This is a genomic window from Flavobacterium sp. KH_001, from assembly GCF_057840745.1.
Map to the genome: position 1 here is coordinate 2194938 of NZ_CM174520.1, position 16333 is coordinate 2211270.

The 16333-nt window shown below is 35.1% G+C and carries 9 protein-coding genes and 1 tRNA gene; 7 read left to right on the forward strand and 3 right to left on the reverse strand.

Going from position 1 to position 16333, the window contains the following annotated elements:
* Positions 1–210: 210 nt before the first annotated feature.
* The 6 genes from AC3ITQ_RS09565 (at position 211) to AC3ITQ_RS09590 (ending at position 11979) form a co-directional block, all read left to right on the forward strand.
* On the forward strand, positions 211–1872 hold the full coding sequence (locus AC3ITQ_RS09565; RefSeq protein ID WP_489238365.1) for a T9SS type A sorting domain-containing protein: 1662 nt from the start codon (positions 211–213) through the stop codon (positions 1870–1872).
* 7 nt (positions 1873–1879) lie between these two features.
* Entirely contained in the window at positions 1880–5854 is a 3975-nt protein-coding gene (locus AC3ITQ_RS09570) for a DUF5977 domain-containing protein (protein ID WP_489238367.1), read from the forward strand.
* A 9-nt stretch (positions 5855–5863) separates the two neighbouring features.
* The gene (locus AC3ITQ_RS09575; protein WP_489238369.1) at positions 5864–9361 is read left to right on the forward strand and encodes a DUF6443 domain-containing protein; all 3498 of its coding nucleotides are present in this window, start codon (positions 5864–5866) and stop codon (positions 9359–9361) included.
* Positions 9358–10143, forward strand: a complete 786-nt coding sequence (locus AC3ITQ_RS09580; protein ID WP_489238370.1) for a hypothetical protein — start codon at positions 9358–9360, stop codon at positions 10141–10143. The genes AC3ITQ_RS09575 and AC3ITQ_RS09580 overlap by 4 nt, the downstream gene beginning before the upstream one ends.
* A 347-nt stretch (positions 10144–10490) precedes the next feature.
* Positions 10491–11090: an REP-associated tyrosine transposase gene (locus AC3ITQ_RS09585; protein WP_489238919.1), complete on the forward strand. Its 600-nt coding sequence runs from the start codon at positions 10491–10493 to the stop codon at positions 11088–11090.
* 346 nt (positions 11091–11436) lie between these two features.
* Positions 11437–11979, forward strand: a complete 543-nt coding sequence (locus AC3ITQ_RS09590; RefSeq protein WP_489238372.1) for a hypothetical protein — start codon at positions 11437–11439, stop codon at positions 11977–11979.
* Between the two features lie 714 nt (positions 11980–12693).
* On the opposite strand, the gene AC3ITQ_RS09595 is transcribed toward AC3ITQ_RS09590, so the two are convergent.
* From AC3ITQ_RS09595 to AC3ITQ_RS09605, 3 genes are all read right to left on the reverse strand, one after another.
* Positions 12694–12766: transfer RNA gene (locus tag AC3ITQ_RS09595), tRNA-Met, on the reverse strand.
* A 127-nt stretch (positions 12767–12893) separates the two neighbouring features.
* On the reverse strand, positions 12894–13097 hold the full coding sequence (locus AC3ITQ_RS09600) for a DUF4269 domain-containing protein (protein WP_489238374.1): 204 nt from the start codon (positions 13095–13097) through the stop codon (positions 12894–12896).
* A gap of 1 nt (position 13098) precedes the next feature.
* Positions 13099–14625: a glycosyltransferase family 39 protein gene (locus AC3ITQ_RS09605; protein WP_489238376.1), complete on the reverse strand. Its 1527-nt coding sequence runs from the start codon at positions 14623–14625 to the stop codon at positions 13099–13101.
* Between the two features lie 307 nt (positions 14626–14932).
* Here AC3ITQ_RS09605 and AC3ITQ_RS09610 point away from each other — a divergent pair, with 307 nt between their 5' ends.
* Positions 14933–15943 (forward strand): LacI family DNA-binding transcriptional regulator, encoded by a 1011-nt coding sequence (locus AC3ITQ_RS09610; RefSeq protein WP_489238378.1) that lies wholly within the window; start codon positions 14933–14935, stop codon positions 15941–15943.
* Positions 15944–16333 lie beyond the last annotated feature (390 nt).

A 16333-nucleotide genomic window follows, 5' to 3' on the forward strand; every position in this document is an offset into this window, starting at 1 on the left:
AATTGTCCTTTTAAAAAATTTAAAACCATCAATTTCAATTTTGATTTTTGATGTTTTTTTGTTTCCATAATTTTTTTTAAATCAGCATCTTTATTGGCATGATTGAGTAATATATCTCAAAATGTGGGTTTCCGTAAAATTTTAACAAATGTCTAACTTAGATTTGCGAACAAAAAATAAATTTCGCGAAGCTTAACCTACAAATTGCATATGAAAAAACTTTACCTACTAATTCCTGTTTTCCTGCCGTTGTTTACATTTTCTCAAGGCATTATTTGGGAAAAATCTTACGGAGGAATTCATGCAGATTATTTATTTGATGCCCAGCCCACTGCCGATTATGGATTTATATTGGCTGGCAGCTCTGTATCTGACAAAACTGGAAGTAAAGCGGATGATAATCATGGAGATCTGGATTATTGGATCTGGAAAATGAATGAAAAAGGAGAACTCGACTGGCAGAAAAGCATTGGCGGAAATGGTTTTGATTTACTCCAAAGTATTAAAGGAACTAAAGATGGCGGATTTATTTTAGCCGGTACATCAAGTTCAGGAAGCGGTTTTCAAAAAGGAGAAGACTGTAAAGGGATAACGGATTTCTGGATCATAAAACTAGATGCTTCAGGAGAAGAACAGTGGCAGAGAACAATTGGAGGAAATGGCCAGGACGAACTCTTATGTGCTTTCCAAACTAAAGACGGTGGCTATATTTTAGGAGGTTCTTCAAGTTCTAATCCTCCAACAATTTCAAATACTAAACCAGAAGGGAAATCAACTGCCACTACCAAAGCAGATTTATTTAATAAATCAGAAAAAAGCAGAGGCAATATGGATTATTGGGTTGTGAAGCTAAGTAAAGAGGGTAGTATCGAATGGCAAAAGACCTATGGAGGACAATATTCCGATTTGCTGCGAAGCATGGAGCAGACTCTTGACAATGGATATATTTTAGCAGGTTATTCTAATTCTCCAATTTCTGGAGAAAAAACAGACAACAATAAAGGGGCTGGAGACTACTGGATCGTAAAAATAAATGATACAGGTGAAATTCAATGGCAAAACACTTATGGTGCGGATGGTGATGATCAGCCTTATGTAGTTCATCAGACTTCTGATGAAGGTTTCATTATTGGAGGGAATTCAAGCAGTACAAATGCATTAACTCCACAAGGCGGTATAGTCAGCAATGGAACTGATTTTTGGATTCTGAAAATAGACCGTGCAGGAAGTGTCGACTGGAGTAAAACCTACGATTTTGGAAAAGTAGATATTCTGACTTCTTTGGTTGAAAATGTAGATCATACCTTTTTAATTGGAGGTTATGCGAAAACAGAAGCAAACCGTTCTGTGGCAAATACTGTTGCTAAAGCTGTTGGAGTAAATCCCGATAAAGACGGTGTTAACGATTACATAGCCCTTAAAATCGATGACAAAGGAGAAGAACTCTGGAATAAAACTGTTGGAAGCAGCGGAGAAGACATTCTTCGAAAATTAATTGAAACGCGGGACGGCGGATATTTGATGGCGGGAACTTCTAATTCAAATTCTTCAAAAGACAAAAACTCTAATGTAGGAAGCAATGATTTTTGGGTGGTTAAATTAAAAGACAAAACAAAAGTGGAGAAAATCAAAGCCAGTATAGAGGCTATTCCTAATCCGGTAAAATCATATACCAATGTAATTATTGGTTATGATTTTAAAGAAGGAACCGCCACTTTAGTTGATATGACCGGCCGGGTTCTGCAGGAATTCAGTATTTCAAGCAGAACAGTGCCGGTAGATTTAAGCAAATATTCAGAAGGAATCTACATTATCAATATCAAAACCGATGTAAAAACAGAATCGGTTAAAGTTATCAAATCAGTTAATTAAAAGCAGTATGCATCCATATATAAAATCAATAAGTCAGCGTTTTGGAATAAATAAATTAAGTGTTCATTCAAAAACAGTATTAATGCTGGTTTTTGTGTTAAATACATTTCTTGCTGTAGCACAGCCAGAAAAACCTAATGTTCTTCCGCCTTCAATGGATAATTATAATTTTACCAAATACGGAGGTTTGGAAATGAGTAATAATAGTGGAGGTTTTGCATACACTGCCCCATTATATTCCATAAAACATGCAGGAATAAACGTGCCTGTTTCCCTGAATTATTATACCGATGGGGTTAAGGTAAATGACATTGCCGGTATTGCCGGTATGGGTTGGAATCTAATGGCGGGAGGTATGATTACCAGAGTAGTTAAGGACCAGCCGGATGAGTTTGCGGCAACAGTAAAATACAGGCCGGAAACTGCGGTCATTGATGAAATTATTGGAGGCAACTATACAGATGCGTATTATTTAACCAATATAAAACAGAAAGCCATGGACCTGTGGAATACGATATATAATAATGCAGGAGGTCACTACTATAACAAACTTGATACCGAGCAGGATGCTTTCAGTTTTAATTTTAATGGGCATAGCGGGAGCTTTTATATTGAAAACAATCAAATTTATTTGGATACAGATGAAAATGAAATAAAAGCCTCTTTCGAGAAAGTTGTAATTGGCGCCTATAATTACCTTAAATTCACTTTTATAACACCTGATGGTCTGAAATATACGTTTGGCGGAAGTGCTGAGTTTGTGGAAAGCTCTGAAATAGCAGGAGACTGTGCCAAAAATTATATGGAACCCATACCTACAAGCTGGCATTTAAAAGAGATTGAATCTAACGGCCAGGTGGTTAAATTTACATATAAAACCATTTTTAAATATTATCCTTTTGATTATTCACAAATGGTGGTTTACAATGTGCAGGAAGATAGCCCAGGATGCCCCCCTGCTGGAATAATATCAGACTGTCTGACTAATTTCACGACAAGCAATGCTAAAGTATTGACGCAGATCGATTTTGGAACTTCAAAGGTGAAATTTAATTATTTAACGCAGCGAGCCGACTATTATGCCGGACATCTGCTCAGTGAAATGATTGTAAATGACGGTTTTCAGGATGTGGACAAAATTAATTTTGAATATGTGTATTCGCTTAATAACTCATTAAATGTACCGAATACCAATACTTTAGAGAATAAAAAGAGAGCATTTCTTCAAAAAATTATCTATAAAAATAATTCAATACAGCAATTTGATTATAATACTATAAACGGAATCAGTCCAAGGACTTCTTACAGCCAGGATATTTATGGCTATAGCAATGGAAATACAGTGGCTTCTCTTTTAAATGTAAATTATGATGGTCAATCAGACAATCCAAGTAAATCTTGGATGAAGAATAAGTTTCTTGGTTTAATTGACAAAGCAGATAGAAGCATTGATCCCGTAAAATCATTATACGGAGTTCTCAATAAAATTACTTATCCAACCAAAGGTTATTCAGTGATCAATTATGAGAACAATTTAAATCTGGAGACACTAAACGTGAAAAAGGTAACCATGCAGTCTCTTGACGTCCGCAAAGCGCTCTGCCAGACTGTCGCAGGAGATTTGGCTTCAAGAACCCTAACTTTTACAGCAAACGGATCTCCTATATCTGTTTTAGCTCAGGCAGTTGCAAATTCCTGCAGTACAAATGATATTGATTTCTTGCATGACAGGCATAGTCTGACCATTAAAAATGTAACAACAGGGGTAGTTTTATATTCTAAAGTAAACGATTTTGATCAGCATTTCTTATCCAATGAAACAGTTTATATTGAAGACGGGGCAGACGCTATTAATGGCTCAATTTTTCTTCCAATCTCAACCGTATCTGGCCAGCAGTATTCGGTAACCTATGGCGTATCAACAAATTTTGATGACGTAAGAGGAAACATAATTGTAGAATACAATTCATATTATGTACAAGAACCTACTGTTGTGAACTACGGCGGTGCACGTGTACAATCAATTGCTGATTACGATGCTAATGGTGTCATGTACAACAAGACCGATTATGTATATAATAAAGTTACTGATTTAACATCAGGCCGAACTTCATTGCATCACAATTATTTTTATTCTCCATGGTTTGATGATTGCGTATCACAAAAATGCTTCCCTGAGGGAAGATCGACATGGACACTTGTTGATTGCAAAAATGTAATAACTTTTGGGACAAATAATTATCTTGGCGGGCTCGCTTCCCGAGGAAACAGGATAAATTATGAGACAGTATCGGCTATTTTAGCCAATAAAAATGCAACGGAAAATAGATATTATGTAAACGATGGTACAGCAGACCAGCCGGTAATCGTTCACAGATTATATTTGGATAATACTACGCGTTCTAATCCTGTGGGCTGGCATGACGGAAAACTGGAAGAAACGATTATTTATAACTTTCAGGGTGGTATTTATGTTCCTGCTAAATCGATCAAAACCAAATATGAAGTAGTAAGTGATGTTTCTTTTTTTAACTATAATGTAGCAACTGGAATAAAGACAGATACTCATTTCAGTGCTATGGATTTAGAGCATGTTACTAATAATGTTGAGTATGTAGGCTGCAATACACTAATTTGTAATATAAGAGCCAAGCTTAAAATAGAAAAATACTTTAACCACTGTATAATTCGTGCGAAAACAGAAACAATAGAAACAGAATATTTTAAGGGAAATCCCATAGTGAATACGACTAAATATTATTATGCGTCTCCAAGTCACCATTTGCTGAGTTCTCAGACTTCAACGAATTCAAAGGGAGAAACCCTTCAGAGCAAGTTTTTTTACGCACCTGATGCTGAAATGGCCAGCCAGCCCTTCAGAAGCCAGCTTATTGCCAGCAATACGATGCAGCCGCTGCAGACCCAAACTTTCAATGCAACAACTAAATTATCAGAACAGCTGACGGTGTATGATAACAGTACAGCGACAAGCAATTTACTGTTGCCGAAAATAATTTACAGTGCAAAGTTTCCTAATACCTTTCCTTTGATAACTGGTGTAGGCAACCTTGAGAAGAAAATTACGTACGACAAATATGATGATAAAGGAAATTTACTCCAGTATACTACAGAGAGCGGTATGCCTGTTTCTATTATCTGGGGGTATAATAAAACGCAGCCTATTGCCAAGGTAGAAAATGCAGCATACAGTGCAATAGAGGCCAGCGTGCTGAATCTGCAAAATTTATCTAATGCGGACAACGATAATTGTATGCCTGCCGCGAACTGCAAGGAAGAGCTTCTAAGAAAAGCGCTGACCACTTTAAGAACTTCTTTTCCACAATTCATGGTCAGTACCTATACATACAATCCACTTATTGGTGTTACCAGTATTACAGACTCAAAAGGAATTCCAACCTATTATGAGTACGATACCTCAAACCGATTAAAGCATATTATTGACAAAGATTTGAATGTGGCTCAAAAATATTGTTACAATTATAAAGGGCAGGTAATAGACTGTAATATTTTGGCAAATGTGGTGGTGTATAGCAGTATCGCCAGAAGCGGTTCCTTTACCAGAAACAATTGTGCTGCCGGAATGATCGCTTCGAGCGTTACCTATAGTCAGGCAGCAGGTGCAGTTACTTCTACTATTTCGCAGGCCGATGCTGATGCAAAAGGACTTACTAAATTTAATTTAGACGGTCAGGCCTATGCCAATGCTAACGGAACTTGTACAGGTGTTACATTTAATGCTGTAGGAGTTCAGGATATACTGCTAAAAAAGATGTTTGTGACCTTAACGGCCTCTTCTTCAAACCACACTGGACATACATTTAATATAGAAATTGTGTATGACACTGCGACAAATCCTACCAATTACAAGAGTGTAGTTCTTGAATTATTAAATGGAGAAACATCAAAGACATTTACCGTTGCAGTTCCTGCGTTAAGCAATGCAGAAATTGTATCATTTTAAAGCCCTGACATGAAAAAATATATTTTAATCTTTGCTTTATTATTTATCAGTATAAGTATAAAGAGCCAAACTTTCAGCGATGATAACTTTATCTACACCGCTGTTCCGAAAAGAGGCATTCAGGTGTCTAACCTAACCTCGTTGTCAAAGGATGATGTCAGTCAAAGCATCACTTATTTTGACGGACTGGGACGTCCTGTACAAAAAGTAGCAGCAGGGCAGGGAGGAAATGGCGAAGATATAATTACTCCAATGGAATATGACAGTTACGGAAGACAAATAAAAGAGTATCTGCCCTATCCGTTAGCTAATGCTACAATTGCGTATCCTAGAATCGCGATTGCATCTTCATTGGCTTCCTTAAATAGTACCTACAATACGGCAAAATACAATAACACCTCTAATTATTTTTCGGAAAAAAGTTTAGAACCTGCTCCAATAAATCGAGTTTTAAAACAAGCTGCACCTGGAGCTTCCTGGGCAATGGGTGGTGGTCATGAAATTAAGATGGATTACCAGACCAATACAGCGACCGAAGTAAAATTATACAAGGCTACAACAACCTGGACTGCTGGATCAGGATTATACGAAATAGGATTTGTTGATGCAGGAGCAAATAATTATGCTGTCAATCAACTTTATAAAACGGTAACCTTTGATGAAAACACTATTGCGGCCCCAACAGAAAGCAGTGGTTCGACAGTAGAGTTTAAAAATAAAGAAGGACAGGTTGTTCTTAAGAGAACCTATGATGCAGGAGTTAAGCATGATACCTATTATGTCTATGATATATACGGAAATCTGACTTATGTAATTCCACCCAAAGCAGACGGAATCATCACTACTGATACTCCAAATGTTCTGAATAATTTATGTTATCAATATAAATACGATTATCGCAATCGCCTTGTAGAGAAAAAATTGCCAGGCAAAGACTGGGAATTTATTGTCTACGATAAATTAGACCGTCCGGTAGCAACGGGTCCGGCATTATCACCTTTTAAAGATGACACTGCTGTGGGCTGGCTTATTACGAAATATGATGCTTTTAACCGTCCCATTTATACCGGCTGGAGCAGTCAGGCGGTAAGTTCAGCAGCAAGATACTCTTTGCAGACCACTCAAAATGCGGCAGCGACTTTATTCGAAACGAAGCAAACATCCGGCACTATCGACGGCATTGCTGCTTATTACAGTAATGCCATTGCACCAACGAGTTTCAAGCTATTGACAGTAAATTATTATGATAATTATACTTTTCCTAATGCTCCGGCAGTACCAACGACAGTAGAATCTCAAACGGTATTAGTGAATGTTAAAACCTTGGCAACGGGAAGCTGGACCAGAGCCGTTTCTACACCGGCTTCAATAGCAGGTGAAACCAGTGCTACATTCTATGACAGCAAAGCAAGACCGATACGAAATTATACACAAAACCATTTAGGAGGTTATACCTATACCGACAGTAGTCTTGATTTTTTGGGTAAAACAATGTCTACGGTCAGCAGGCACAAACGTACTGCTTCAGACACAGAACTTACAGTAAAAGAAGTTTTTACCTATTCGCCTCAGGATCGTTTATTGACCCATACCCATCAAATTAATGGAGGGGCTATACAGCTCATGGCCGCCAATACTTATGATGCATTAGGACAGCTGATGAGCAAAAGTGTAGGTAATAGCACAGGGGCTCCCTTGCAGAAAGTAGATTTTAATTATAATATCAGAGGCTGGTTAACAGAAATTAATAAAACAGACAATTTACAGCAGGGCACTGAAGCAAAAGATCTATTTGCTTTCAAGATCAATTATAATACAATTCAGGCCGGAATTACCGGAGTTACTGGACTTTACAATGGAAACATTTCCGAGACATTCTGGAGGACAGGATCAGACAATATTGAGCGTGCCTATGGATACAAATACGACAACCTGAACCGTTTAAAAAATGCGGTTTATGAAAAAAGCGGACTGACCACCAATGCCTATGACGAAAACCTGACCTATGACAAAAATGGAAATATCACGTCTTTGGTAAGAAAAGGAGATATTGATCCTCAGGTTGGAATTATTGAGATTGATAATTTGGCGTATACTTATCCCACAAACTCCAATCAGTTGGGCAAAGTGACAGACAATGCCAATAACACCAGCGGTTTTAACGATGTGAATAAAACAGGCGATGATTATACCTATGATCTGTACGGCAATATGATTACCGATAAAAATAAAAACATCACTGCCATTGCCTATAACCAGCTGAACCTGCCAAAGAAAATAACATTTGGAACAACAGGTAGTATTGAGTATTTTTACAACGCAGCGGGCGTCAAAGTCCAGAAAGTGGTAAGTGAAACAGGAAAAACTACTATAACTACTGATTATCTTGGAGGATTTCAGTATAAGGATAATATTTTAGAGTTTTTTCCAACGGCAGAAGGTTATGTAAAAAACACAAGTGGAACGCTTTCGTATGTGTTTCAATACAAAGATCATTTGGGTAACATACGTTTGAGTTATGCTAAAAACCCAACAACACTAGTTCTTGAAATTATTGAAGAGAATAATTATTATCCTTTTGGGTTAAAACACAAAGGCTATAATGATTATGTAGCAAATACCAATAAGTATAAGTTCAATGGGATGGAACTCCAAGACGAGCTGGGGCTTGGGATGTACGATTATGGAGCGAGGAATTATGATCCAGCACTTGGTCGATGGATGAATATTGACCCTCTTGCAGAAACATCAAGAAGATTCAACCCTTATGCATATGCTCTTAATAATCCTGTATTTTTTATTGATCCTGATGGAATGCAAGCAACATACAATTGGGCAGAGCATGAAAAGGGTAATAAAGGAGTTTACACTGATGGAGATAAAAATGTTTCTTATGAAGAAGCGTTGTCACAAGCAACTGAAGGAGAAAGTAATTCAGTTGGAGATCCTCCTAAAAAGGGAAAACCTGGGTTAATAAAACAATTCTTGCTCGCTATTCCTGTTTTGGGAGCTACAATTCAGAGTAGTGATAAAATGGGTGAAGGAGATTATTTTGGTGCAGCTGTAGATTTTGGAGTTGGACTTTTAGATGCGTTTACTTTGGGAGCTGCGAACAAATATAGAACGGGTACAGCTGGTGTTGTAGCTGGTATAGAAGTTGCTACTGAACAGGCTGGAAAATTTGGCACTTTATCTGTTGCCGAAAATTATGGGATTAAATCTTATTCAGCTTTAAAAACATTAATTAAAGGCAAAGGTTTACAGGCACATCATTTGATAGAACAACGATTTGCAAGCACTCTAGGAGTTTCGCCTGGAAGTATGAGTTCGATAGCTTTGACTGCAGAAGAACATCAAATATTTACAAATGCTTGGCGAGCAGAGATAGGATATGAAGGCTCTAAAGCAGCAACAACTACATTAGAGGCTTCAAAAGCACAAATATATAGTGCTGCTAAAAGAATATATAAAGATTACCCAGAAATAATAAAAGCTTTAGGATTATGAGAATAATGTATCATGTGGCACTTGATTGGAATGATGCTCAAATTGAGATTATGAATAGGTTTGGTATTTATCCTGTTAAAGGTTATACTGCTGTTCAGATAGATGAGGAAACCTATTTTAAGGTTAAAGATTATATTTATAAATGGCGTGGTGATGAAGGCATACGTTATCCTGAATTCACAAAACAAGAAATAAAGGAATCCTTATTATCTGTAAAAAAAACGGCTTATTCTCATGGCTATCCCATGCCTGATATGGATTTTGGGTATAAGGAACTAACTTATAATCTAAGTAATTATTGCCCAAATTGCGGAATAGGATTTAAACAAAAAGATGCCTTTAGGCTTAAAAACGTTCCTCCAGTTGGTAAAAAGCAAGTATTTAGTTTAGGGTGGGTTTTTGATGAATTGTTTGTAGAAAAATCAGTGTATGAAGAAATTTTTAAACCATTGGGAATCAAATCTCGGGAAGTTTTAAAATATAAGAAGGATATTCCTTTTGAAAATACATTGCAGTTAATGTTAGATGAAACCAAAGAAGAATTAAATCTAGAAGGGTATCCAACCGAAATCTGTACTGTATGTAAAAGAACTAAATATCTCGCAATGCCACAAGGGTTTTATCCTATGTACAAGAATATTATTGCACCTATTTTTAAAAGTCAAGAATATTTTGGTAGTGGTGCTTCAGCTTTTAAGAAAATTTTTGTCACAAAAGAATTACGAGATAAACTTGTAAAATTGAAAATAGATAAGGAAGAGTGGTATACACCAACAAAGTAAAGCGAACTATATTATTGGTATTTCGGATTAACTGTTGCTAAAACAGGGTAATGTATCAGATGTGTTGGTGGTTAATTATTGCATCTAACATTTACAGAAAATCAGATATTTATATTAATATCGCATAAAAATTAAAACAGCCTTTGGGCTGTTTTTTTATTTTATAATGCCCCCGCTCTCCGAAGTCTTCTTATGAAAAGCTGCGCAAATGTCTCTGACTTTGCGCAATTTTTTTTGCTTCTTAGAAATTGTAAACCTGATAAAAGTCTCCCGACTTTTTTACGATTACTTCTAAAGAATAAATTAAGTAAGAAAAATCACTATTTTTGAAAGAAAATAAATTAAAAATGAAAGAAGGATATGTTATTAGGGATCAAAATCTGCCACATTTTATTACGCCAACTATTGTAGATTGGATTGATGTTTTTACACGTCAAACATACAGAGATATTGTAATTGAATGTTTAGATTATTGTATCAAAAACAAAGGAATGATCTTGTATGGTTATGTGATTATGAGCAATCATATCCATCTCATAATACAATCTGAAAACGGAAAATTGTCAGACTTAATCAGAGATTTTAAAAAGTTTATTGCAAAGAATATTTTAGATAAAATTCAAAATAGTCATGAAAGCAGAAGAGAATGGATGCTGGAACGTTTTAAATTAGGAGCTGAAAAACATAAAAGAAATAAAGGATTTCAATTCTGGCAATATGGAAATCACGCAGAAGAAATTTATTCAACAGCATTTATGTGGTCTAAACTGCATTACATACATTTAAATCCTGTCAGAGCAGGATTAGTAGCTAAAGCTTCGGAGTATATTTATTCTAGTGCCAGCAATTATGTCAATGGTTCAGGATTGTTAGAAATTGAAAAGGTTGATAACCCTATAGTAAACGTATTAGATCCGAGGTCAATAACTCTTTATAATTTATATTAAATTTAGTTTTAAAGTCGGAGACTTTGAGGAGTCTTCGTTTTTCAATTACATTTGTTTGAAATTGCGCAAAGTCAGAGACATTTGCGCAGCGTGGTAGCGTGAATAAAGAACATTTCGGAGAGAAGGGAAACACTTTGCGGAGCGGGGTTTGGGCATGCTATATCAAGGTATACTGGTTTTTTTGCCAATAGTTATAATAATTATAAAGATTGGAATAAATCAATTGCGCTAGATGAAAGTTATGCTTATCAATTTCAAGATAGATTTGGTTTTTCATTTTATCAGCCAGATTCAAATCTTTATTTGCCAGGGCTGCAAAAAGCTCTAAATAAACTATAAGATAATTATGAGATATATTGTTTATGGAGTTTTATTTTTAACATTATTTTCTTCATGTAGAAAAGAAGATTTAAAAACAAAGACAAATATTAAATTAAGAGTTTTTAATTTTTCTACAAATAGTAGATATAATTATGAAATATTTAATTCAGAAATGATCAAGAATGTGAAAGACAATGAATGTTATTACATTTATAAGTTCGACAAGCATAAGGACACTCTACGATATTTTGAAAATGATGTTTATTTTAATTCACAAATTTTAAAAAAAATTGATGCTCAAGAATTACTTATAAATGGAGAAACTGTAGTTGTTTCAAAATATTATTATGAAAATAAAAAAAATTACAAAACAGACCGTTATTTGTTTATTAATAATGAATATGGTATAATATTTATTGAATCACTTAATTCAGGTCTAATGACTGAATATAATATCAAAAAATTCAGCAATATTCATAAAGCAATTGCATTAAAAAAAATTGTTTTTAAAGATGGTCCTTTTGAATTGCAATATGCTAAAAGAAATTATTTGGATTTTAAGAATTAGTGTGCCGGTGTGAGCGTCTCACTAATGAAAATAATCAAAATCAATAAAAGCAAAAACCATTTTTTACGGGATGGCTTTGCTTTTTTAAATCTTTTTTGCTAGCGTATGTTTGCTTTTAGCAATATTATTATAGAATGCGCAGCGTGAATAAAGAACCCCCGCTCCCCTGCTAGCACGAGCGTCCCGCTCGTGAACGCAATCAAAATCAATAAAGCAAAAGCCATTGTTACGGATGGCTTTGCTTTTTTAAATCTTTTTTGCTAGCATATGTCTGCTTTCAGAAGTATTATTATAGAATGTGCCGCGTGAATAAAGAACACTTCGATGAGCAGAGTTTTGATTAAAATCATTTTTATAGCTTATTTGTTTCTATACTTTTCCTTTTTTATTTTATATTAAAAAATAACAAAGAGACTCGAAAGTCTCTTTGTGGAACTAATAGATTATTATAATAGATTATTTTGTGATTAGTTTTTCAAGCCTTGCCATCATTTCATCTTTTCCCCTGCTAGCGCGAGCGTCCCGCTCGTGAACGCAATCATGTTGTCTCGTCCCCACTCTCCGAAGTCTTCCTTATGAAAAGGCAAATGTCTCTGACTTTGCGCCATTTTTTTGTTTCTTAGAAATTGTAAACCTGATAAAAGTCTCCCGACTTTTTACGATTTTAACTTAAAACAAAAAAAGCTCCAGATTTCTCTGAAGCTTTTGTCTTAGTAGCGGGAACAGGACTCGAACCTGTGACCTTCGGGTTATGAGCCCGACGAGCTGCCTACTGCTCTATCCCGCGATGTTTCGGGTGCAAAGATAAGCAGTAAATACGGTTATGGCAAGAAATTACGGAAATATTTTTTTTGATGTCGAAAAACTTAATAAATACTTAATATACAGTTGTTTAAAATGTGTTAGAAAACGATTTACCTATTAGAATCAATTTTATAATGAAGTAATTCCAGGTAAGGATCGTTTTTTAAACCTAATAAAAGACCAAATGCGGGCTCGGTTTTATAGCCTTTTTGTTTGAGTTTGATGATTTCTAATCGAAAATTTTCATCTTTTGATGTAAGAATCTGTTTCTGATTTCCGTTTTTCAAATATTCGATAGTGCTAAAGTCATCCATCTTATTTGCTATAATCTGTTACTTCTTTGATTTCTTGTTCTAGTATTTTATTAATATTGACCTTGGCACTTATAAAAGTGAAAATAGAGGTCTTATATTCTCTTGCATATTTATTGGTTATTTGATCCGCATAGGCTGAAGATTGAAAATGCTGACTGGTTTCCTTAAATTCAGCTTCAGCTTCTTCGTATTCTATAACTCTGATCACATTTTTGTATTTCACATCAAGATTGAACCAGTTTACATAATCGGCATTAAAAGAAACAGCTTTGATTCCTTTTTTAGAGTAATAATTGATTGCGCCGGCTTGCCCGTAATTATCACAAAGTACCAATGTTTTCTTCGGATTTGGAAGAGAAGCATAGATCGAATCTGTTTTGCGGGCTAATTCTTTCCATCCCAACATATCGGCAAAATCCTGAGGCAAAGTATGCTCTTTTCCGTCTTCCCAACGAAGCATTCCAAGATCTTTGTATTTATCAGGATGCTGCGCTATATATTCAGGACTTTTATTTGGGAAAGCCAAATTGTACATCGGAATAAATAATAAGAGCGGAATCAGAATGAAAACCGGTTGTAAATATCTTTTCCATCCTGCGTTTAAAATATTCGAAAGAAAAACAGCACCAAAAGCAATGTAAACAGGGTATAGGCCAATGGCATAATACGCTTTTGCCTTAAAATAAATAAAGACAAGCAGTGTGAAAATTATACACGCAAAAAAGAGTTTGTACTTTGCGAACGGTTTGTAAAACAACAAAGCGTATAATCCTGAAAGAAGGACAAGAAAAGAACCAATAAAAAAAAGTAATTGCTCTTTTAAGAAATCAACACGATCAACATTAACGAGTTGTGTTTCGGCCAGTTCTTTCATATGATGCACAATCGGAAATTGATTGTTGTACTGCCATACTAAATTTGGAAGAATCAATAGTAACCCCAAAATCAAAGCGAAATAGAGCTTTTTCTCTGCTAAAATTTTTCTTTGGTTAGAAAGTAAAAGGGCAGGCAAGAGTCCGATAAGCAGAAAGAGGATATTGTATTTGTTTAGAAAGCCAAAAGCAAATACAACCGCTCCTATATAAAACCATTTCTTTTCTTCGGTAGTTATATATTGAATAAGAACGTAGTAAAAGGCGGTCCAGCATAAAACATCTAAGGAGTTGGGTTGGTATAAGGTATTGAGTCGCAATAGACAGGAAAACAAGACGCAGGTGGCACCCAAAATTAAAGCATATAAATTGCCTTTAAGTGTTTCGATCGTCTTCCAGACTATTATTAAAGTCAATACGCCAAAAAGTGCAGGAAAGAATTTAACCCAGAAAACAGAATTCCCCAGCAAAAATATCAGATAAGAAAACCACGAAGTAACCGGCGGAACGGATAGGTATCCCCAGGCCAAATGATGTGCCTGATCGAGGTGCAGGTATTCATCTCGCTGTAAGTCATATTCCGGACTTATAAGCACATATTGCAAAACAAATTTTAGGATAATAAACGCGATCAGAATTATAGTTTTTTTTGTCATAAAGGTTTTGTTGTAAGTAGCTTAAGTGTTGCAAATTCTTTAGCTAATATATCATTTATTTTGATTTTTAGGATCAATGTTATCTTGATTCTCATACTAAAAATAAATATCTATTTCGCAAAAATGATTGTTTTTGGACGAAATAAGCTATAATTCAACATTAAAGAGTATAAAACACTAAGAATAGTGCTTTATATTAACTGTAAAAAAACGATTTGTTTAAAAAATATTTACAAAATCGTTTTAGTAATTCTATTTTAGTATATATTTGTGTATATTTAACAGCTATAAAAAACGAACTCTCTCAATGAAAAAGATTACTATAAAGGATATTGCCTTAAAGGCTGAAGTATCAATATCCACTGTGTCTTTTGTGATTAATGGTAAGGGAGAGAAAATGGGAATCAGCGCTGCTGTTATAAAAAAAGTGCAGGATATTGCGGAGAAACTTCACTACAGACCAAGCATGATTGCTACCAGTTTAAGAACTGGAAAAACGAGATCTATTGGGCTGATTGTTGAGGATATTTCGAATCAGTTTTTTGCTGATTTGGCAAGAGTCATTGAAGATGAGGCTAAAAATATAGATTACAGAGTTTTTTATTGTAGTACAGGTGATGACGATGACCGTTCTGAAGAGTTGATACATAGTCTTTTGCAGGCAAATGTGGATGGTTTTATTATTACGCCGACACAAAATCTTGAAGATAAAATTGATCTTCTTTTAAAATTGAAGAAGCCTGTAGTATTGGTCGATAGATATTTCCCGGGACAACAGGTAAGCCATGTTGTAATGGATAATTATGAAGCATCTCATTCGGCTACAAAATTTCTGATTGATAAAGGTTGTAAAAATATTGCTGTTGTTAATATTACCTCTGAAATGATTCAGATGAAATTAAGGGAAGACGGCTATAGAGATGCATTAAAAGAAGCAGGCATGTATAACGAATCGCTTGTTCTTCATGTAAATTATCACAGTAATGAAGAAACAAGAATTGAAGAACTTGTAAATTTTTTCAATAAAAACCCTAAGATTGACGCCGTTCTGTTTTTAGCAAATTATATGGGATTAGCAGGTCTTCAGGCTTTTAGAGGGCTGGGAATCAGAATTCCGGAAGATATAGCGGTTATTAGTTTTGATGATCATGATAGTTTTAAATTGCATACACCTACAATTAGTGTAATTGCGCAGCCAATTGAAGATATTGCGATTAATGCTATTCAATTATTAATGAGCCAGATGACGGATATGGAAGTGTTTGAGGTTGAAAAGCGTTTGAAAAAAGGTAATTTGATTATTAGAGAATCGGTCTGATTGAACAACACGATTTAGAAATTAAAAAGAAAACGATTCGTTTTTTTTATTCATTTTACTAAATCGTTTTAGCTTTAGTATAACAGTCCTGAAAAAAAAAGAGTCTGTAAATCCAGCTAGTTGTTGACAGGAAATAGTGATACCAAAGATTAGATTTAGTGAAAATAAGAACTTGGTAGAATAAGATAAGTTTGAAAAATTTGGTTATTTAGTTGAGTTAAGCCGGGTAGGAATACCTGTACCTCCCGGCTTATTCTAATAATCAAAAAGGAGAGTAAAATAAGTTTGAAATTAAATGCAAATGATAGTTTGGCAGCCGTAAAAGGGAAAATGATTTCTGGATATTTTGTTAGTTACTTTTATTCTTAAATAAAAACCTAAAAGAGAAGG

Bases quoted from the DNA above. Each gene is read 5' to 3' on its own strand.
- AC3ITQ_RS09585 (WP_489238919.1), top strand. From the start codon at position 10,491: ATGAAAGAAGGATATGTTATTAGGGATCAAAATCTGCCACATTTTATT.
- AC3ITQ_RS09610 (WP_489238378.1), top strand. From the start codon at position 14,933: ATGAAAAAGATTACTATAAAGGATATTGCCTTAAAGGCTGAAGTATCA.
- AC3ITQ_RS09575 (WP_489238369.1), top strand. From the start codon at position 5,864: ATGAAAAAATATATTTTAATCTTTGCTTTATTATTTATCAGTATAAGT.
- AC3ITQ_RS09570 (WP_489238367.1), top strand. From the start codon at position 1,880: ATGCATCCATATATAAAATCAATAAGTCAGCGTTTTGGAATAAATAAA.
- AC3ITQ_RS09590 (WP_489238372.1), top strand. From the start codon at position 11,437: ATGAGATATATTGTTTATGGAGTTTTATTTTTAACATTATTTTCTTCA.
- AC3ITQ_RS09565 (WP_489238365.1), top strand. From the start codon at position 211: ATGAAAAAACTTTACCTACTAATTCCTGTTTTCCTGCCGTTGTTTACA.
- AC3ITQ_RS09600 (WP_489238374.1), bottom strand. From the start codon at position 13,097: ATGGATGACTTTAGCACTATCGAATATTTGAAAAACGGAAATCAGAAA.
- AC3ITQ_RS09580 (WP_489238370.1), top strand. From the start codon at position 9,358: ATGAGAATAATGTATCATGTGGCACTTGATTGGAATGATGCTCAAATT.
- AC3ITQ_RS09605 (WP_489238376.1), bottom strand. From the start codon at position 14,625: ATGACAAAAAAAACTATAATTCTGATCGCGTTTATTATCCTAAAATTT.